Consider the following 14,952-nt stretch of genomic DNA (forward strand, 5'->3'; position numbering starts at 1 on the left):
CCGGTTATTGTTCAGCCTTTCAGAACTTTCCGTGGGCAAACATATTTTGAGCAAAAAAAGCACCGTTTACCCTAGAAAAGTAAACATGACGCACGCCATTTTCAGGAAATGCCCCTTGCACGGGCCAGACCTGCGTGCCTCGACGCGGCCATTGCCCCTGCAAAAAAGTTCCCTCGGTGCAACAGTCATTAACAACACTTGGAATTATCTGACAGATATTTCCACAAATAAAATAGAACTCCATCTCTTTCCTACTAAACAACCGAATGATTTTAAACACAAACAAGGCTGCATGCCTGAAGCATCAACTTCCCGACACAAAAAAACAAAAGCAAAACTAATAAACAGCAACGCCCCAAACACATCGGCAAGACATTAAACACTGATAAACAAAACCCGGACCTCCTGAATGACGGACAAAAAAAATGGCCCCTTTTTCAAGGGGCCACTCTTTATGACGCTTCAGGTACTTCAGAACAACTTGCGGCCCTTGTTGGCCGCAATGCGCATGCGCAGTGCGTTGAGCTTGATGAAGCCAGCAGCGTCAGCCTGGTTGTAGGCACCGCCATCTTCTTCAAAGGTCGCGATATTGGCATCGAACAGCGACTCATCGGACTTGCGGCCGGTGACGATCACGTTGCCCTTGTACAGCTTCAGGCGCACCACACCGTTCACATGGACCTGGGAGGCGTCGATCATCTGCTGCAGCATCAGACGCTCAGGGCTCCACCAGTAACCGGTGTAGATCAGGCTGGCGTATTTAGGCATCAGCTCGTCTTTGAGGTGAGCCACTTCACGGTCCAGGGTGATGGACTCGATGGCGCGGTGAGCGCGCAGCATGATGGTGCCGCCCGGGGTTTCGTAGCAGCCACGGGACTTCATGCCCACGTAACGGTTTTCGACGATGTCCAGACGGCCGATACCGTGCTCGCCACCGATACGGTTGAGGGTCGCCAGTACGGTGGCCGGGGTCATTTCGACGCCGTCCAGCGCGACGATGTCGCCGTTGCGGTAGGTCAGTTCCAGGTACTGCGGCTTGTCAGGAGCGTTCTCCGGGGAGACGGTCCATTTCCACATGTCTTCTTCGTGCTCGGTCCAGGTGTCTTCCAGCACGCCGCCTTCATAGGAGATGTGCAGGAGGTTGGCGTCCATCGAGTACGGGGACTTCTTCTTGCCATGGCGTTCGATCGGGATGGCGTGCTTTTCAGCGTAATCCATCAGTTTTTCACGGGACAGCAGGTCCCATTCACGCCAAGGAGCAATCACTTTCACGCCAGGCTTCAGGGCATAGGCGCCCAGTTCGAAACGCACCTGGTCGTTGCCTTTGCCGGTGGCGCCATGGGAAATGGCGTCAGCGCCGGTTTCGTTGGCGATTTCGATCAGGCGCTTGGCAATCAGCGGACGTGCGATGGAAGTACCCAGCAGGTACTCGCCTTCGTAGACGGTGTTGGCGCGGAACATCGGGAAAACGAAATCGCGGACGAATTCTTCGCGCAGGTCGTCAATGTAGATCTCTTTGACGCCCATGGCTTGCGCCTTGGCTCGTGCAGGTTCGACCTCTTCGCCCTGACCCAGGTCAGCGGTAAAGGTCACCACTTCACAGTTATAAGTATCCTGCAGCCACTTGAGGATCACCGAAGTGTCCAGGCCGCCGGAATACGCGAGAACGACCTTGTTTACGTCGGCCATGCCATCACTCCACGGGGTTTTACGGAAAGGCGTCGATTCTACCGATCAAAACCGTGAAATTACAGGGGCGCGACAGCAAATGAAGATAAAGCGACAGATTATGTCGGGCGAGCGACGAATGGCCGATGCCTACGAGGTCGCCGCCGCATTCGCCGGGGCGGTGGCCTGGGGTGCCGGTTTCTCGGGGGCTGGCACCCGGTCGAGATGGATATTCACCCGTCGGTTCTTCGCCCGGTTGGCCGGGTTGGTATTGGGCACCAGCGGGTAGCGCTCGCCGTGGAAGCGCAGGACGATCTGCGATTCGGGAATGCCATTGGCCTTGAAGAAGTCCATCACCGCCAGGCCTCGACGCCGGGACAGGTCGCGATTGGTCAGGCGATTGCCGCTGTTATCCGAATGGCCGTCCAGTTCGATATGGTTGACCGTAGGGTCGGCCTTGATGAACTCAAGCATGACCAACAGCTTGGCCTTGGCCGCCGGGTCGAGGTCAATACCGCCACCCGGAAAGCCGACTTCAGCCTGTTTGACCTGCTCGAAATTCATCGGCAGCAATTTCGCAGTACATAACTGGTAATCGCTGTAGGCCTTGTTGAAGCGCACCGGCAGCAAGCGGATTTCCGAATAGCCGCCATCCCGGGAATAGTGGCGCACAGTCGGGCTGCGGCCATCGAGCAAGCCATTGAACAGGCGCCCGGCCTGGGCCTGGGAGCTGTTGAACAGCACATCGCCGCTGCCCGCACGCACCGCACCGAGGTTGATATCACCGCGCCCCGGCTGCCACGGCGCCGCCGCCGCCAAGAGTGTTGCGGAGCCGACGCCCAGCGCGCTGTTGTAGGCCTTCAAGCGAAATGTCGCCTGCTCGCCGGCCCGGCGCACGAACTCACCCGAACCAAAATCGGCGATCGGCTGGCTCAAGCGGCACTCGAACTTGTCGCCTTCCACCTTCCACTCGATATTTTCCAGGCGCGTCTGGAAGGTCAGGGCCATCGCAGGCAGGCTGGCGAACACGCTGAGCAGGGCTAGATATTGCTGGCGCACGGGCGGCTCCACTGGTTTCTACAACACAACAAGGCGTCATACATCGTTAAGGCATACCCAGGGATATCGGTCGCGCCCTGCAAAACTTGATAGCGAGTGCCTGCAAGAGTCTTTTCCGGTAGCATTCCCACCAGATTGACCCGCCTGGAATCCCCAATGTCCGACCGCCTGACCCTGCTGCGTCCCGACGACTGGCATATTCATCTTCGCGATGGTGCTGCGTTGCCCCAAACCGTGGCTGATGTAGCGCGCACGTTTGGCCGTGCCATCATCATGCCTAACCTGGTACCTCCGGTGCGCAATGCCGCAGAAGCCGACGCCTATCGCCAGCGCATCCTCGCTGCACGACCGGCCGGCAGCCGCTTTGAACCGTTGATGGTGCTCTACCTGACCGACCGCACCCAGCCCGCAGAAATCCGCGAGGCCAAGGCCAGCGGTTACGTGCATGCCGCCAAGCTGTACCCGGCCGGCGCCACGACCAACTCCGACTCCGGCGTGACCAGTATCGACAAGATCCTGCCCGCCATCGAAGCCATGGCCGAAGTGGGCATGCCGCGCTGCTGATCCACGGTGAAGTCACCCGTGGTGATGTCGATGTGTTCGATCGCGAGAAGATCTTCATCGACGAACACATGCGCCGTGTGGTCGAGCTGTTCCCGACCCTCAAGGTGGTGTTCGAGCACATCACCACTGCCGACGCCGTGCAATTCGTCACCGAAGCTTCGGCCAACGTTGGCGCGACCATCACCGCGCATCACCTGCTTTACAACCGCAACCACATGCTGGTGGGCGGGATCCGGCCGCACTTCTATTGCCTGCCGATCCTCAAGCGCAACACCCACCAGGAGGCACTGCTCGATGCCGCCACCAGTGGCAATGCGAAGTTCTTCCTCGGTACCGACTCGGCCCCCCACGCCCAGCACGCCAAGGAAGCTGCCTGCGGCTGTGCCGGCTGTTACACCGCCTATGCGGCGATCGAGCTGTACGCCGAGGCTTTCGAGGCACGCAACGCCCTGGACAAACTCGAGGCCTTCGCCAGCCTCAATGGCCCGCGCTTCTACGGCCTGCCGGCGAATACCGACCGCATTACCCTGGTCCGTGAAGACTGGACCGCCCCCACCAGCCTGCCATTTGGCGAGCTGACCGTTATCCCGCTGCGCGCCGGTGAAACACTGCGCTGGCGCCTGCTGGAGGAACACACGTGAGTGAAGACCATTACGACGACGAACAGGAACACAGTGGCGGCGGTTCGCGCCACCCGATGGCCGAGCGTTTTCGCGGCTATCTGCCTGTCGTTATCGACGTAGAAACCGGCGGTTTCAATTGCGCCACCGATGCGCTGCTGGAAATTGCCGCGACTACCATCGGCATGGACGAACAGGGCTTTGTGTATCCAGAACACACCCATTTCTTCCGCGTCGAGCCTTTTGAAGGTGCCAACATCGAAGCGGCGGCCCTGGAGTTCACCGGAATCAAGCTCGACCATCCGTTGCGCATGGCCGTCAGCGAAGAAGCGGCATTGACCGACATCTTCCGTGGCGTTCGCAAGGCCCTGAAGGCCAACGGCTGCAAACGCGCGATCCTGGTCGGCCACAACAGCAGTTTCGACCTGGGCTTCCTCAACGCCGCCGTGGCGCGCCTGGACATGAAGCGCAACCCGTTCCACCCGTTCTCCAGCTTCGACACCGCGACCCTGGCTGGCCTGGCTTATGGCCAGACCGTACTGGCCAAGGCATGCCAGGCTGCCGGTATCGACTTCGACGGTCGTGAAGCCCACTCGGCTCGCTACGACACCGAGAAGACTGCCGATCTGTTCTGCGGCATCGTCAACCGCTGGAAGCAGATGGGCGGCTGGGAAGATTTCAGCGACTGATCAGGTCGCTAAATCCCACGCATAAAAAAACCGGCCCTCTCAGGCCGGTTTTTTTTACCGCGAATCTGGCTTACAGCTTGCCAGCGTTCTCGGTCAGGTAAGCCGCAACGCCTTCTGGCGAAGCGTTCATGCCTTTGTCGCCTTTTTTCCAGTTGGCTGGGCAGACTTCGCCGTGCTCTTCGTGGAATTGCAGAGCGTCGACCAGGCGGATCAGCTCTTCCATGTTACGGCCCAGCGGCAGGTCGTTGATGATCTGCGAGCGCACAACGCCCTTGTCGTCGATCAGGAACGCGCCACGGAAAGCCACGCCGCCTTCGGACTCAACGTCGTAGGCCTTGGCGATGTCGTGCTTCATGTCGGCAGCCATGGTGTATTTGACTTTGCCGATGCCGCCATCATTGATGGCAGTGTTGCGCCAGGCGTTGTGGGTGAAATGGGAGTCGATGGACACGGCAACCACTTCAACGTTACGTGCCTTGAAGTCGTCCATGCGGTGATCCAGGGCGATCAGCTCGGATGGGCAGACGAAAGTGAAGTCCAGCGGGTAGAAGAACACCAGGCCGTATTTGCCTTTGATGGCTTCAGACAGCTTGAAGCTGTCAACGATTTCGCCATTGCCGAGGACGGCAGGTACGTCGAAATCCGGGGCTTGTTTGCCGACGAGTACACTCATTGGTTATCTCCTGATGGTAATTGAAGTAAATGGACCGCCCCTGAGTCTGCCGTGAATTGACGACAGGCCTGTGACGCGATCACGCTTCGTAAAGACCGACCATCATACCTGAAAAAAGCCGTTCGTCAGTGAGGGGCCCACGGCGGGCAAAGGTTTGAGAAAGCACTTTGACAATCATTCTCGTTAACATTAAGATCCATCGCACTTAAGCCTTAAACCGCGATGGTTCTCCCTTATGTATGTCTGCCTCTGCACTGGCGTCACCGACGGACAAATCCGCGAAGCGATCTATGAAGGTTGCTGCAGCTACAAGGAAGTGCGTGAAACCACCGGCGTTGCCAGCCAATGTGGCAAATGTGCCTGCCTTGCCAAGCAAGTGGTACGGGAAACCCTGACATCGCTGCAAACAGCCCAGGCCGCGATCCCCTACTCGGCAGAATTTACACACGCCTGAAGTGGCGTGTTTTAAAGAACCGGACTTAGCGTCCGGTTTTTTTATGCCTGTAATTCAAATAGTTAGCGCCAAGACGCGGAACACAAACATTCTTATTCCGATTAATTTTCATTTATTATTCAATAACTTAGGTTTGACACTAGTAGTTGTGCAGCTCAAACTCCGCCTTATATACAACGAATACAGGGCAGGACCCCAATCATGAAAGGCGACATCTCAGTCATCCAGCAACTCAACAAAATCCTTGCCAATGAACTGGTCGCGATCAATCAGTATTTCCTGCATGCACGCATGTATGACGATTGGGGCCTGGAAAAGCTCGGCAAGCGTGAGTACAAAGAGTCGATCAAGGCCATGAAGGACGCAGACGCGCTGATCAAGCGCATCCTGTTCCTCGAAGGTCTGCCGAACGTCCAGGACCTGGGCAAGCTGAACATCGGCGAGCACACCCTGGAAATGCTCAACAGCGATGTGGGCTTCGAGCGCAAGAGCCATGCCGACCTCAAGGCCGCCATTGCACATTGCGAGACCAAGGGCGACTTCGGCAGCCGCGAACTGCTGGAAGATATCCTCGAAGACCAGGAAGAGCATATCGACTGGCTGGAAACCCAGATCGGCCTGATCGACAAAGTGACCCTGGAAAACTACCTGCAATCGCAGATGGGTGAATAACCGCGCCAACAGGCACAAAAAAGCCCCGCTCTCGAATGAGAAGCGGGGCTTTTTATTGCGCGCGAATTACGCTTCGGTCTTGGCCGCTGCTTTTTCAGCTGCGTCCTTGATCAGCGCTTGCAACGAACCATCAGCCGCCATTTCGGTGATGATGTCGCTACCGCCGACCAGCTCACCGGCCACCCACAGTTGTGGGAAAGTAGGCCAGTTGGCGTACTTCGGCAGATTGGCGCGGATTTCCGGGTTTTGCAGGATATCGACGTAAGCGAACTTTTCGCCACACTGCATGACGGCCTGGGAGGCCTTCGCGGAGAAGCCGCACTGCGGGGCATTCGGTGCGCCCTTCATGTAAAGCAGAATGGTGTTGTTAGCAATCTGCTCTTTAATCGTTTCGATGATATCCATGGAACACCTCGGCTGGAACTTTGCGACTCACAGGTCGGCACGGTGGCGCATTGTAACGCAAAATCCCAGCGTGGTGCTCGGGCTCCCCGACAGACTCACTGCGTCACGCCGCCGCGACCTGCACCGGCACGCCGTTCAACGCCGCGTTACCTGACAGTTCGTCCAACTGACGCTCATCCGTCAGGTCGTTGGCACTCGCCCCCGGCTGTGCGCTGGCAATACTCATCTGCACACCCGGCCGGTCATGACCCCAGCCGTGGGGCAGGCTGACCACGCCGGGCATCATCTCCAGGCTGGCCAGTACGTGCACCTCGATCATGCCGATCCGCGAACTGACCCGCACGCGCTGGCCGTCACTCAGTTGGCGACTGGCGAGGTCATCCGGGTGCATCAGCAACTGATGCCGCGGCTTGCCCTTCACCAGCCGGTGATAGTTATGCATCCACGAATTGTTGCTGCGCACGTGCCGGCGGCCGATCAGCAGCAACTCATCAACCTTGGGCAACGGCAATGCGGCAAACCGCGCCAGGTCCGCGAGGATCACTGCTGGCGCCGCCTGCACCCGACCATTGGCGGTTTTCAAGCGTCCCGCCAGGTTGGCCTTCAGCGGTCCCAGGTCCAGGCCATGGGGATGCTCGGCCAGCATCGCCACCGATAGCTTGTGCGAGGAGGCATCGCCATAGGCCCCGGCCCGCAGGCCCAGGTCAATCATCTGCGCCGGCGCCAGGGTTGGCTTGAGCGGGCTGCCGGTGCGAGCCGCAAACGCCTGGGCCAGGCCGACAAAAATCTCCCAGTCGTGCAACGCGCCCTCGGGCTTGGGCAGGATCGCCCGGTTGAAGCGCGTGACGTTACGCACTGCAAACATATTGAAGGTGGTGTCGTAGTGATCGTTTTCCAGGGCCGAGGTCGATGGCAGGATCAGGTCGGCATAGCGCGTGGTTTCGTTGATATACAGGTCCACGCTGACCATGAACTCCAGACCGTCCAGGGCCTGCTCCAATTGGCGTCCGTTGGGGGTGGACAACACCGGGTTGCCGGCCACTGTCACCAGCGCACGGATTTGTCCTTCGCCCTCGGTGAGCATTTCTTCGGCCAAGGCCGACACCGGCAGCTCGCCGCTGTATTCGGGACGCCCGGACACCCGGCTCTGCCAACGGTTGAAGTGCCCACCAGACGTGGCGGCCACCAGGTCCACCGCTGGTTCGGTGCACAAGACGCCCCCGACCCGGTCCAGATTCCCGGTGACCAGGTTGATCAACTGCACCAGCCAGTGGCAAAGGGTACCGAACGCCTGGGTCGATACCCCCATCCGCCCATAGCAGACCGCCTTGTCTGCCGCCGCAAAATCCCGCGCCAACTGGCGGATCTGCTCGGCCGGCACCGCGCAGTGGGCGCTCATGGCCTCGGCGGTAAAACCTGCGACGGCCCGGCGCACCTCCTCCAGGCCGTCCACCGGCAAGTGGCTGTCGCGGGTCAGGTGCTCACTAAACAATGTGTTGAGTAGCCCGAACAGCAACGCCGCATCCCCGCCGGGGCGCACAAACAGGTGCTGGTCGGCCATGGCCGCCGTTTCACTGCGTCGGGGGTCGACCACCACCACTTTGCCGCCCCGTGCCTGAATGGCCTTCAGACGTTTCTCCACGTCCGGCACGGTCATGATGCTGCCATTGGAGGCCAGTGGATTGCCGCCCAGAATCAACATGAAGTCGGTCTGGTCGATATCCGGGATGGGCAGCAACAGGCCATGGCCGTACATCAGGTGGCTGGTGAGGTGATGGGGCAGTTGGTCTACCGACGTCGCGGAGAAGCGATTGCGCGTCTTCAACTGCCCGAGGAAGTAGTTGCTGTGGGTCATCAAGCCGTAGTTATGCACACTGGGATTGCCCTGATACACCGCCACCGCATTCTGCCCATGCCGCGCCTGGATCCCCGCCAGCCGTTCGGCCACCAGGGCGAAGGCCTCGTCCCAGGGGATCGGCTGCCACTCGCTGCCCACCCGCAACATCGGCTGGTGCAGGCGGTCGGGATCGTTCTGGATATCTTGTAGGGCCACGGCCTTGGGGCATATATGGCCACGGCTGAAGGTATCCTGGGCGTCCCCTTTGATCGAGGTGATGGCAATGCTGCCATCATCCGAAGTGGTGGTTTCCAGGGTCAGGCCGCAAATGGCTTCGCACAGGTGGCAGGCACGGTGATGGAGAGTCTTGGTCATGGCCAGTCTCTTTATTAGGGCTTTGGCCTGACTATGGGCTGCGCCCAGCGGCGGCACCAGCAACGTTCGCCCCGTGAATCAATGGGCATCAGGCCAGACCATGGGCAAGCATTAGCAAATGTTTCAGAAACCGCCCACACTGCCCCAGAAACCGACGCAACCTGGCCCGGGGCCGCCATCACACATTGCAAAAGGTCGCGGCGCCAGTGTACAAATGACCCGCTGCTGTCCGTAAACAGGCCTCAAAAGTGCAATTCCCGCCCCTTTGAACACCCCTAAAAAACCGTAGCCTATTGGTAAGACGCGACATTTAATGTCAATATCGCGCCTTCCCCTATTTCGTCGCCCCGTGCGGCTTTCGCCGCAGGTCTCGCCCGTTGTCACAATAAACAAGGCTTTGAGTATCTGCGGTCTGTTGCAAAAAGGTAGTTAATGATGAGCGCAAGGCACTTTCTCTCCCTGATGGATTGCACGCCCGAAGAGCTGGTCAGCGTGATCCGTCGAGGCATTGAGCTTAAAGACCTGCGTAATCGCGGCGTACTGTTCGAGCCTCTGAAAAACCGCGTACTCGGGATGATTTTCGAGAAGTCGTCCACCCGTACCCGCCTGTCCTTCGAAGCCGGCATGATCCAGCTCGGCGGCCAGGCCATTTTCCTGTCGCCTCGGGATACCCAACTGGGCCGTGGCGAGCCGATCAGCGATTGCGCCATCGTCATGTCACGCATGCTCGATGCAGTGATGATCCGTACCTTCGCCCACAGCACCCTGACTGAATTTGCCGCCAACTCGCGAGTGCCGGTGATCAACGGGCTGTCCGACGACCTGCATCCGTGCCAGTTGCTCGCCGATATGCAGACGTTCCTCGAACATCGCGGCTCGATCCAGGGCAAGACTGTGGCCTGGATCGGCGATGGCAACAATATGTGCAACAGCTATATAGAAGCGGCGATCCAGTTCGACTTCCACCTGCGCATCGCCTGCCCCGAGGGCTACGAGCCGAGCGGCGAGTTCCTGGCCAAGGCCGACGCCCGCGTGCAAATCGTGCGCGACCCGAAAGACGCGGTGATCGGCGCGCACCTGGTGAGCACCGACGTCTGGACCTCCATGGGCCAGGAAGACGAGACCGCCAAGCGCCTGGCCCTGTTCGCGCCTTATCAAGTCACCCGTGAATTGCTCGACCTCGCCGCCCCGGATGCGCTGTTCATGCACTGCCTGCCGGCCCATCGCGGCGAAGAAATCAGCCTCGACCTGTTGGACGACCCGCGCTCCGTCGCCTGGGACCAGGCAGAAAACCGCCTGCATGCGCAGAAGGCCCTGCTGGAATTCCTGGTCCCACCGGCGTATCACCACGCATGAGCCAGCCACTTCTGCTGAACCTGCGCAATCTGGCATGCGGCTATCAGGACCAACGGGTGGTGCAGAATCTCAACCTGCACCTCAACGCTGGAGATATCGGTTGCCTGCTGGGCTCCTCGGGCTGTGGCAAGACCACCACCCTACGGGCGATTGCCGGGTTTGAGCCGGTGCACGAAGGCGAGATCAACCTGGCTGGCGAAGTGATCTCCAGCGCCGGCTTTACCCTGGCCCCGGAGAAGCGTCGCATTGGAATGGTGTTCCAGGACTACGCGCTGTTTCCACATCTGAGCGTGGCCGACAATATCGGCTTCGGCATTCGCAAACACCCGCACAAAGAGCGGGTGGTCGCCGAACTGCTGGAGCTGGTCAACCTGAAGAACCTGGGCAAGCGCTTCCCCCACGAACTGTCCGGTGGCCAACAACAGCGCGTGGCCCTGGCCCGTGCTCTGGCGCCGGAACCGCAATTGCTGTTGCTGGACGAGCCGTTCTCCAACCTCGACGGCGAACTGCGGCGCAAGCTCAGCCATGAAGTGCGCGACATCCTCAAGGCCCGTGGCACCAGTGCGATCCTGGTGACCCATGACCAGGAAGAAGCCTTTGCGGTGAGCGACCATGTCGGCGTGTTCAAGGAAGGCCGCCTGGAGCAGTGGGATACGCCCTACAACCTCTATCACGAACCGCTGACGCCCTACGTCGCGAGTTTTATTGGCCAGGGTTATTTCATCCGTGGCCAATTGAGCACTCCGGAGTCGGTCACTACCGAACTGGGCGAGCTGCGCGGCAATCGTGCCTATACCTGGCCAACCGGCTGCGCGGTGGATGTGTTGCTGCGCCCGGATGACATCGTGTATGCACCGGACAGCCCGCTGAACGCGCTGATCGTCGGCAAGACCTTCCTGGGTGCCTCGACCCTGTACCGCCTGCAGTTGCCGACCGGCGCCCAGCTGGAGTCGATTTTCCCCAGCCATGCCGATCATCAAGTGGGTGTACATGTGGGGATCCGCGTGGCGGCCGAGCACCTGGTGTTGTTCCAGGCTTCGGGGAGCACGGCGGCGCAGATCCCGCAGGTGGAGTCCGGTGTGCGGCGCTACAGCACCGCCAACTGAACAAACCGAGTCAAAAGTGTGGAAGCGGGCTTGTGTGGGAGCCGGGCTTGCCCGCGATGCAGGCGCCTCGGGCTGTCAGCTACAGCGAGGTGAGGCTATCGCAGGCAAGCCAGCTCCCACAGAGGCTGGCTCCCAGATCTGACTCCACCGCTCTTGAAATCACGCCCGACCAATCGGCGCAAATTTTCCCTGGGTATGCTCGGCCAACACCGCCGCCGCCAACTCCACTTCCAACCCTCTCCTGCCTGCGCTGACAAAAATTGTCGCAAAAGGCTCTGCGCTCACATCAATGAAGGTGCGCAAGCGCTTCTTCTGCCCCAAAGGGCTGATCCCGCCCAACAAATAACCGGTCGAGCGCTGCGCCGCCGCCGGGTCGGCCATCTCGACTTTCTTTACGCCCGCAGCGTGAGCCAGGGCCTTCAAATCAAGACTTCCGACGACCGGCACCACAGCCACCAATAATTCGCCTTTTTCGCTGCTGGCAAGCAACGTCTTGAACACCTGCGCCGGGTCGAGGCTCAACTTTTCCGCGGCCTCCAGGCCATAGGATGCCGCCTTGGGGTCATGTTCATAACTGTGGATGCGATGTTCGGCGCGAACTTTTTTCAGCAAGTCCAATGCAGGTGTCATGGAGGCTCCAGGCTTGGGGAAAACGTGGAAAAACAGACCGCCGATTCTAGGACAAACCCGGGCAAAACGCTCTAGTGCAGGGGGTCGTGCGACGAATCCGCGCAGATCCTGGCCACGCTTGCCGCCAGCCCCGCCGATGGCTTGCCGAGATCATTCATCACGCGAATAGTTTGAAAATGACCGACCGTTCACTTTCGACCTTTGACAGCGGCGTTTCTTGTCTATATTTTTTCGTTTCCGAATACTGTAAGAATCTATCCACAGTGTCCGAGCAGTAAGCCGTGCGCAGGATGGGGATCCTGACCACGGTGAAAATCGCGCATCGCCCGTTGTGGCACAGCGCCAGACAAGAAAAAAAATCGAGGTTTTCAATGACAACTGCTCTTCAACAGCCTTCACTCTCCAGCCAATGCATGGCCGAGTTCCTCGGCACCGCGCTGCTGATCTTCTTCGGTACCGGTTGCGTCGCTGCGCTCAAGGTCGCGGGTGCCAGCTTTGGCCTGTGGGAAATCAGCATCATCTGGGGGATCGGCGTGAGCATGGCGATCTACCTGAGCGCCGGCATTTCCGGGGCTCATCTCAATCCAGCCGTCAGTATCGCGCTGTGCATCTTTGCCGATTTCGACAAGCGCAAACTGCCCTTCTATATCATCGCCCAGGTTGCCGGCGCCTTTTGCTCCGCCGCGCTGGTCTACACGCTCTACAGCAACCTGTTTTTCGATTACGAACAAACTCACCAGATGGTTCGTGGCTCCGCAGCCAGCCTGGAACTGGCCTCGGTGTTCTCCACCTACCCGCACGCCCTGCTGAATACGGCCCAGGCGTTCCTGGTGGAAATGGTCATCACCGCGATCCTGATGGGCGTGATCATGGCCCTGACCGACGACAATAACGGCTTGCCCCGCGGCCCCCTGGCCCCGCTGTTGATCGGCTTGCTGATCGCCGTGATCGGCAGCGCCATGGGCCCGCTGACCGGGTTTGCGATGAATCCGGCTCGGGATTTCGGCCCCAAGCTGATGACCTTTTTCGCCGGTTGGGGTGAAATGGCTTTCACCGGCGGGCGCGATATTCCTTACTTCCTGATTCCGATCGTTGCACCGATTGTCGGTGCCTGCCTCGGCGCTGCGGCCTATCGCGGGTTGATTGCCCGCCATCTGCCCAACGCCGCAGCTGCTACAACTGATGCAGCCGAAACCGCCACCAGCGGCAACACCCGAACTTCTTGAAAGCGGTAGCCTGAGCCCTTCTGCCCCTTGCGGCCCAGGCTACTTACCCACTCCTTTTTTCCGTCCAAGGCAATCGACATGACCGACACACAGAATAAGAACTACATCATTGCCCTCGATCAGGGCACCACCAGTTCCCGGGCGATCATCTTTGATCGTGACGCCAACGTGGTGTGTACCGCCCAGCGTGAATTCGTCCAGCACTACCCGCAAGCCGGTTGGGTCGAGCATGACCCGATGGAAATCTTCGCCACCCAGAGCGCTGTGATGGTCGAGGCCCTGGCACAAGCCGGCCTGCACCACGACCAGGTCGCCGCCATCGGCATCACCAACCAGCGTGAAACCACCGTGGTCTGGGACAAGGTCACCGGCCGCCCGATCTACAACGCCATCGTCTGGCAGTGCCGGCGCAGCACCGAAATCTGCCAGCAGCTCAAGCGCGACGGCCATGAGCAATACATCAGCGACACCACCGGCCTGGTCACCGACCCGTACTTCTCCGGTACCAAGTTGAAGTGGATCCTCGACAACGTCGAAGGCAGCCGCGAACGCGCGCGCAATGGCGAGCTGCTGTTCGGCACCATCGACAGTTGGCTGATCTGGAAATTTACCGGCGGCAAGACCCACGTCACCGACTACACCAACGCTTCACGTACCATGCTCTTCAACATCCACACCCTGGAGTGGGATGCGAAGATGCTGGAGGTCCTGGACATCCCGCGCGAGATGCTGCCGGAAGTGAAGTCCTCCTCGGAAATCTATGGCCGCACCAAAAGCGGGATTGCCATCGGCGGCATTGCCGGCGACCAGCAAGCCGCCCTGTTCGGCCAGATGTGCGTTGAGCCGGGCCAGGCGAAAAACACCTACGGCACCGGTTGCTTCCTATTGATGAACACCGGCGACAAAGCGGTCAAATCCCAGCACGGCATGCTCACCACCATCGCCTGCGGCCCGCGTGGCGAAGTGGCTTACGCCCTCGAAGGCGCTGTGTTCAACGGTGGTTCCACCGTGCAGTGGCTGCGCGATGAGTTGAAGATCATCAATGACGCCCACGACACCGAATACTTCGCCAACAAGGTCAAAGACAGCAACGGCGTGTACCTGGTACCGGCGTTCACCGGTCTCGGCGCTCCGTACTGGGACCCCTACGCCCGTGGCGCGCTGTTCGGCCTGACCCGTGGCGTACGTGTCGATCACATTATTCGTGCAGCCCTGGAGTCGATTGCCTACCAGACCCGCGACGTGCTCGACGCCATGCAGCAGGACTCCGGCGAACGCCTCAAATCCCTGCGGGTAGACGGCGGCGCAGTGGCCAACAACTTCCTGATGCAGTTCCAGGCCGACATCCTCGGCACCCAGGTCGAGCGCCCGCAAATGCGCGAGACCACGGCGTTGGGCGCTGCCTACCTGGCCGGCCTGGCCTGTGGCTTCTGGGGCAGCCTGGATGAGCTGCGTGGCAAGGCAGTGATCGAACGCGAGTTCGAACCACAACTGGACGAGCCCGCCAAAGAAAAACTCTACGCCGGCTGGAAAAAAGCGGTCAGCCGCACCCGTGACTGGGAACCCCACGAAGGCGCTGAATAAGCCAAGCGTAGGACCCACATCGGGTTGTAACTGG

At 59.7% G+C, this 14,952-nt stretch carries 13 protein-coding genes and 1 pseudogene; 8 read left to right on the forward strand and 6 right to left on the reverse strand.

The features are described 5' to 3' along the window. Window positions 1-471: 471 nt before the first annotated feature. Both PSH80_RS21060 and PSH80_RS21065 read right to left on the reverse strand, forming a co-directional pair. Complete coding sequence (locus PSH80_RS21060; protein ID WP_029295244.1) at window positions 472-1,689, reverse strand: argininosuccinate synthase; 1,218 nt, start codon at window positions 1,687-1,689, stop codon at window positions 472-474. A 129-nt stretch (window positions 1,690-1,818) separates the two neighbouring features. Next, the gene (locus tag PSH80_RS21065; RefSeq protein WP_057439335.1) at window positions 1,819-2,727 is read right to left on the reverse strand and encodes an OmpA family protein; all 909 of its coding nucleotides are present in this window, start codon (window positions 2,725-2,727) and stop codon (window positions 1,819-1,821) included. A gap of 156 nt (window positions 2,728-2,883) precedes the next feature. Here PSH80_RS21065 and pyrC point away from each other — a divergent pair. Then, a pseudogene (pyrC, locus tag PSH80_RS21070) lies at window positions 2,884-3,932 on the forward strand (dihydroorotase). Further along, window positions 3,929-4,600, forward strand: coding sequence for a ribonuclease T (rnt, locus tag PSH80_RS21075; RefSeq protein WP_057958607.1), 672 nt, complete (start codon window positions 3,929-3,931; stop codon window positions 4,598-4,600). Before pyrC ends, rnt begins: the two are co-directional and overlap by 4 nt. A gap of 70 nt (window positions 4,601-4,670) precedes the next feature. On the opposite strand, the gene PSH80_RS21080 is transcribed toward rnt, so the two are convergent. Further along, entirely contained in the window at window positions 4,671-5,273 is a 603-nt protein-coding gene (locus PSH80_RS21080) for a peroxiredoxin (protein ID WP_003172097.1), read from the reverse strand. Between the two features lie 235 nt (window positions 5,274-5,508). On the opposite strand from PSH80_RS21080, the gene PSH80_RS21085 reads away from it, so the two are divergent. Then, complete coding sequence (locus PSH80_RS21085; protein ID WP_057958606.1) at window positions 5,509-5,727, forward strand: bacterioferritin-associated ferredoxin; 219 nt, start codon at window positions 5,509-5,511, stop codon at window positions 5,725-5,727. Between the two features lie 201 nt (window positions 5,728-5,928). Next, window positions 5,929-6,399, forward strand: coding sequence for a bacterioferritin (gene bfr / locus PSH80_RS21090; protein ID WP_057439332.1), 471 nt, complete (start codon window positions 5,929-5,931; stop codon window positions 6,397-6,399). A gap of 66 nt (window positions 6,400-6,465) precedes the next feature. Here the strand turns inward: bfr and grxD are convergent, their stop codons facing one another. Both grxD and PSH80_RS21100 read right to left on the reverse strand, forming a co-directional pair. Continuing rightward, on the reverse strand, window positions 6,466-6,804 hold the full coding sequence (gene grxD, locus PSH80_RS21095) for a Grx4 family monothiol glutaredoxin (protein ID WP_032858447.1): 339 nt from the start codon (window positions 6,802-6,804) through the stop codon (window positions 6,466-6,468). A gap of 103 nt (window positions 6,805-6,907) precedes the next feature. Beyond that, entirely contained in the window at window positions 6,908-9,016 is a 2,109-nt protein-coding gene (locus PSH80_RS21100) for a molybdopterin oxidoreductase family protein (protein ID WP_169989556.1), read from the reverse strand. Between the two features lie 435 nt (window positions 9,017-9,451). Here PSH80_RS21100 and argF point away from each other — a divergent pair, with 435 nt between their 5' ends. Both argF and PSH80_RS21110 read left to right on the forward strand, forming a co-directional pair. Continuing rightward, window positions 9,452-10,372: an ornithine carbamoyltransferase gene (gene argF / locus PSH80_RS21105; RefSeq protein ID WP_057958604.1), complete on the forward strand. Its 921-nt coding sequence runs from the start codon at window positions 9,452-9,454 to the stop codon at window positions 10,370-10,372. After that, entirely contained in the window at window positions 10,369-11,478 is a 1,110-nt protein-coding gene (locus tag PSH80_RS21110; RefSeq protein WP_305418192.1) for an ABC transporter ATP-binding protein, read from the forward strand. The genes argF and PSH80_RS21110 overlap by 4 nt, the downstream gene beginning before the upstream one ends. A 159-nt stretch (window positions 11,479-11,637) precedes the next feature. Here the strand turns inward: PSH80_RS21110 and ybaK are convergent, their stop codons facing one another. Then, window positions 11,638-12,108: a Cys-tRNA(Pro) deacylase gene (ybaK, locus tag PSH80_RS21115; RefSeq protein ID WP_057438370.1), complete on the reverse strand. Its 471-nt coding sequence runs from the start codon at window positions 12,106-12,108 to the stop codon at window positions 11,638-11,640. Between the two features lie 371 nt (window positions 12,109-12,479). Between ybaK and PSH80_RS21120 the strand changes: the two genes are divergently transcribed. Together PSH80_RS21120 and glpK are read left to right on the forward strand one after the other, a co-directional pair. Beyond that, complete coding sequence (locus PSH80_RS21120) at window positions 12,480-13,334, forward strand: MIP/aquaporin family protein (RefSeq protein ID WP_057444414.1); 855 nt, start codon at window positions 12,480-12,482, stop codon at window positions 13,332-13,334. A 78-nt stretch (window positions 13,335-13,412) separates the two neighbouring features. Further along, window positions 13,413-14,918, forward strand: a complete 1,506-nt coding sequence (gene glpK, locus PSH80_RS21125; RefSeq protein WP_057438368.1) for a glycerol kinase GlpK — start codon at window positions 13,413-13,415, stop codon at window positions 14,916-14,918. Window positions 14,919-14,952 lie beyond the last annotated feature (34 nt).

Origin of the sequence: Pseudomonas sp. FP818, assembly GCF_030687335.1 — a bacterium.
Taxonomy (GTDB): Bacteria; Pseudomonadota; Gammaproteobacteria; order Pseudomonadales; family Pseudomonadaceae; genus Aquipseudomonas; species Aquipseudomonas shahriarae.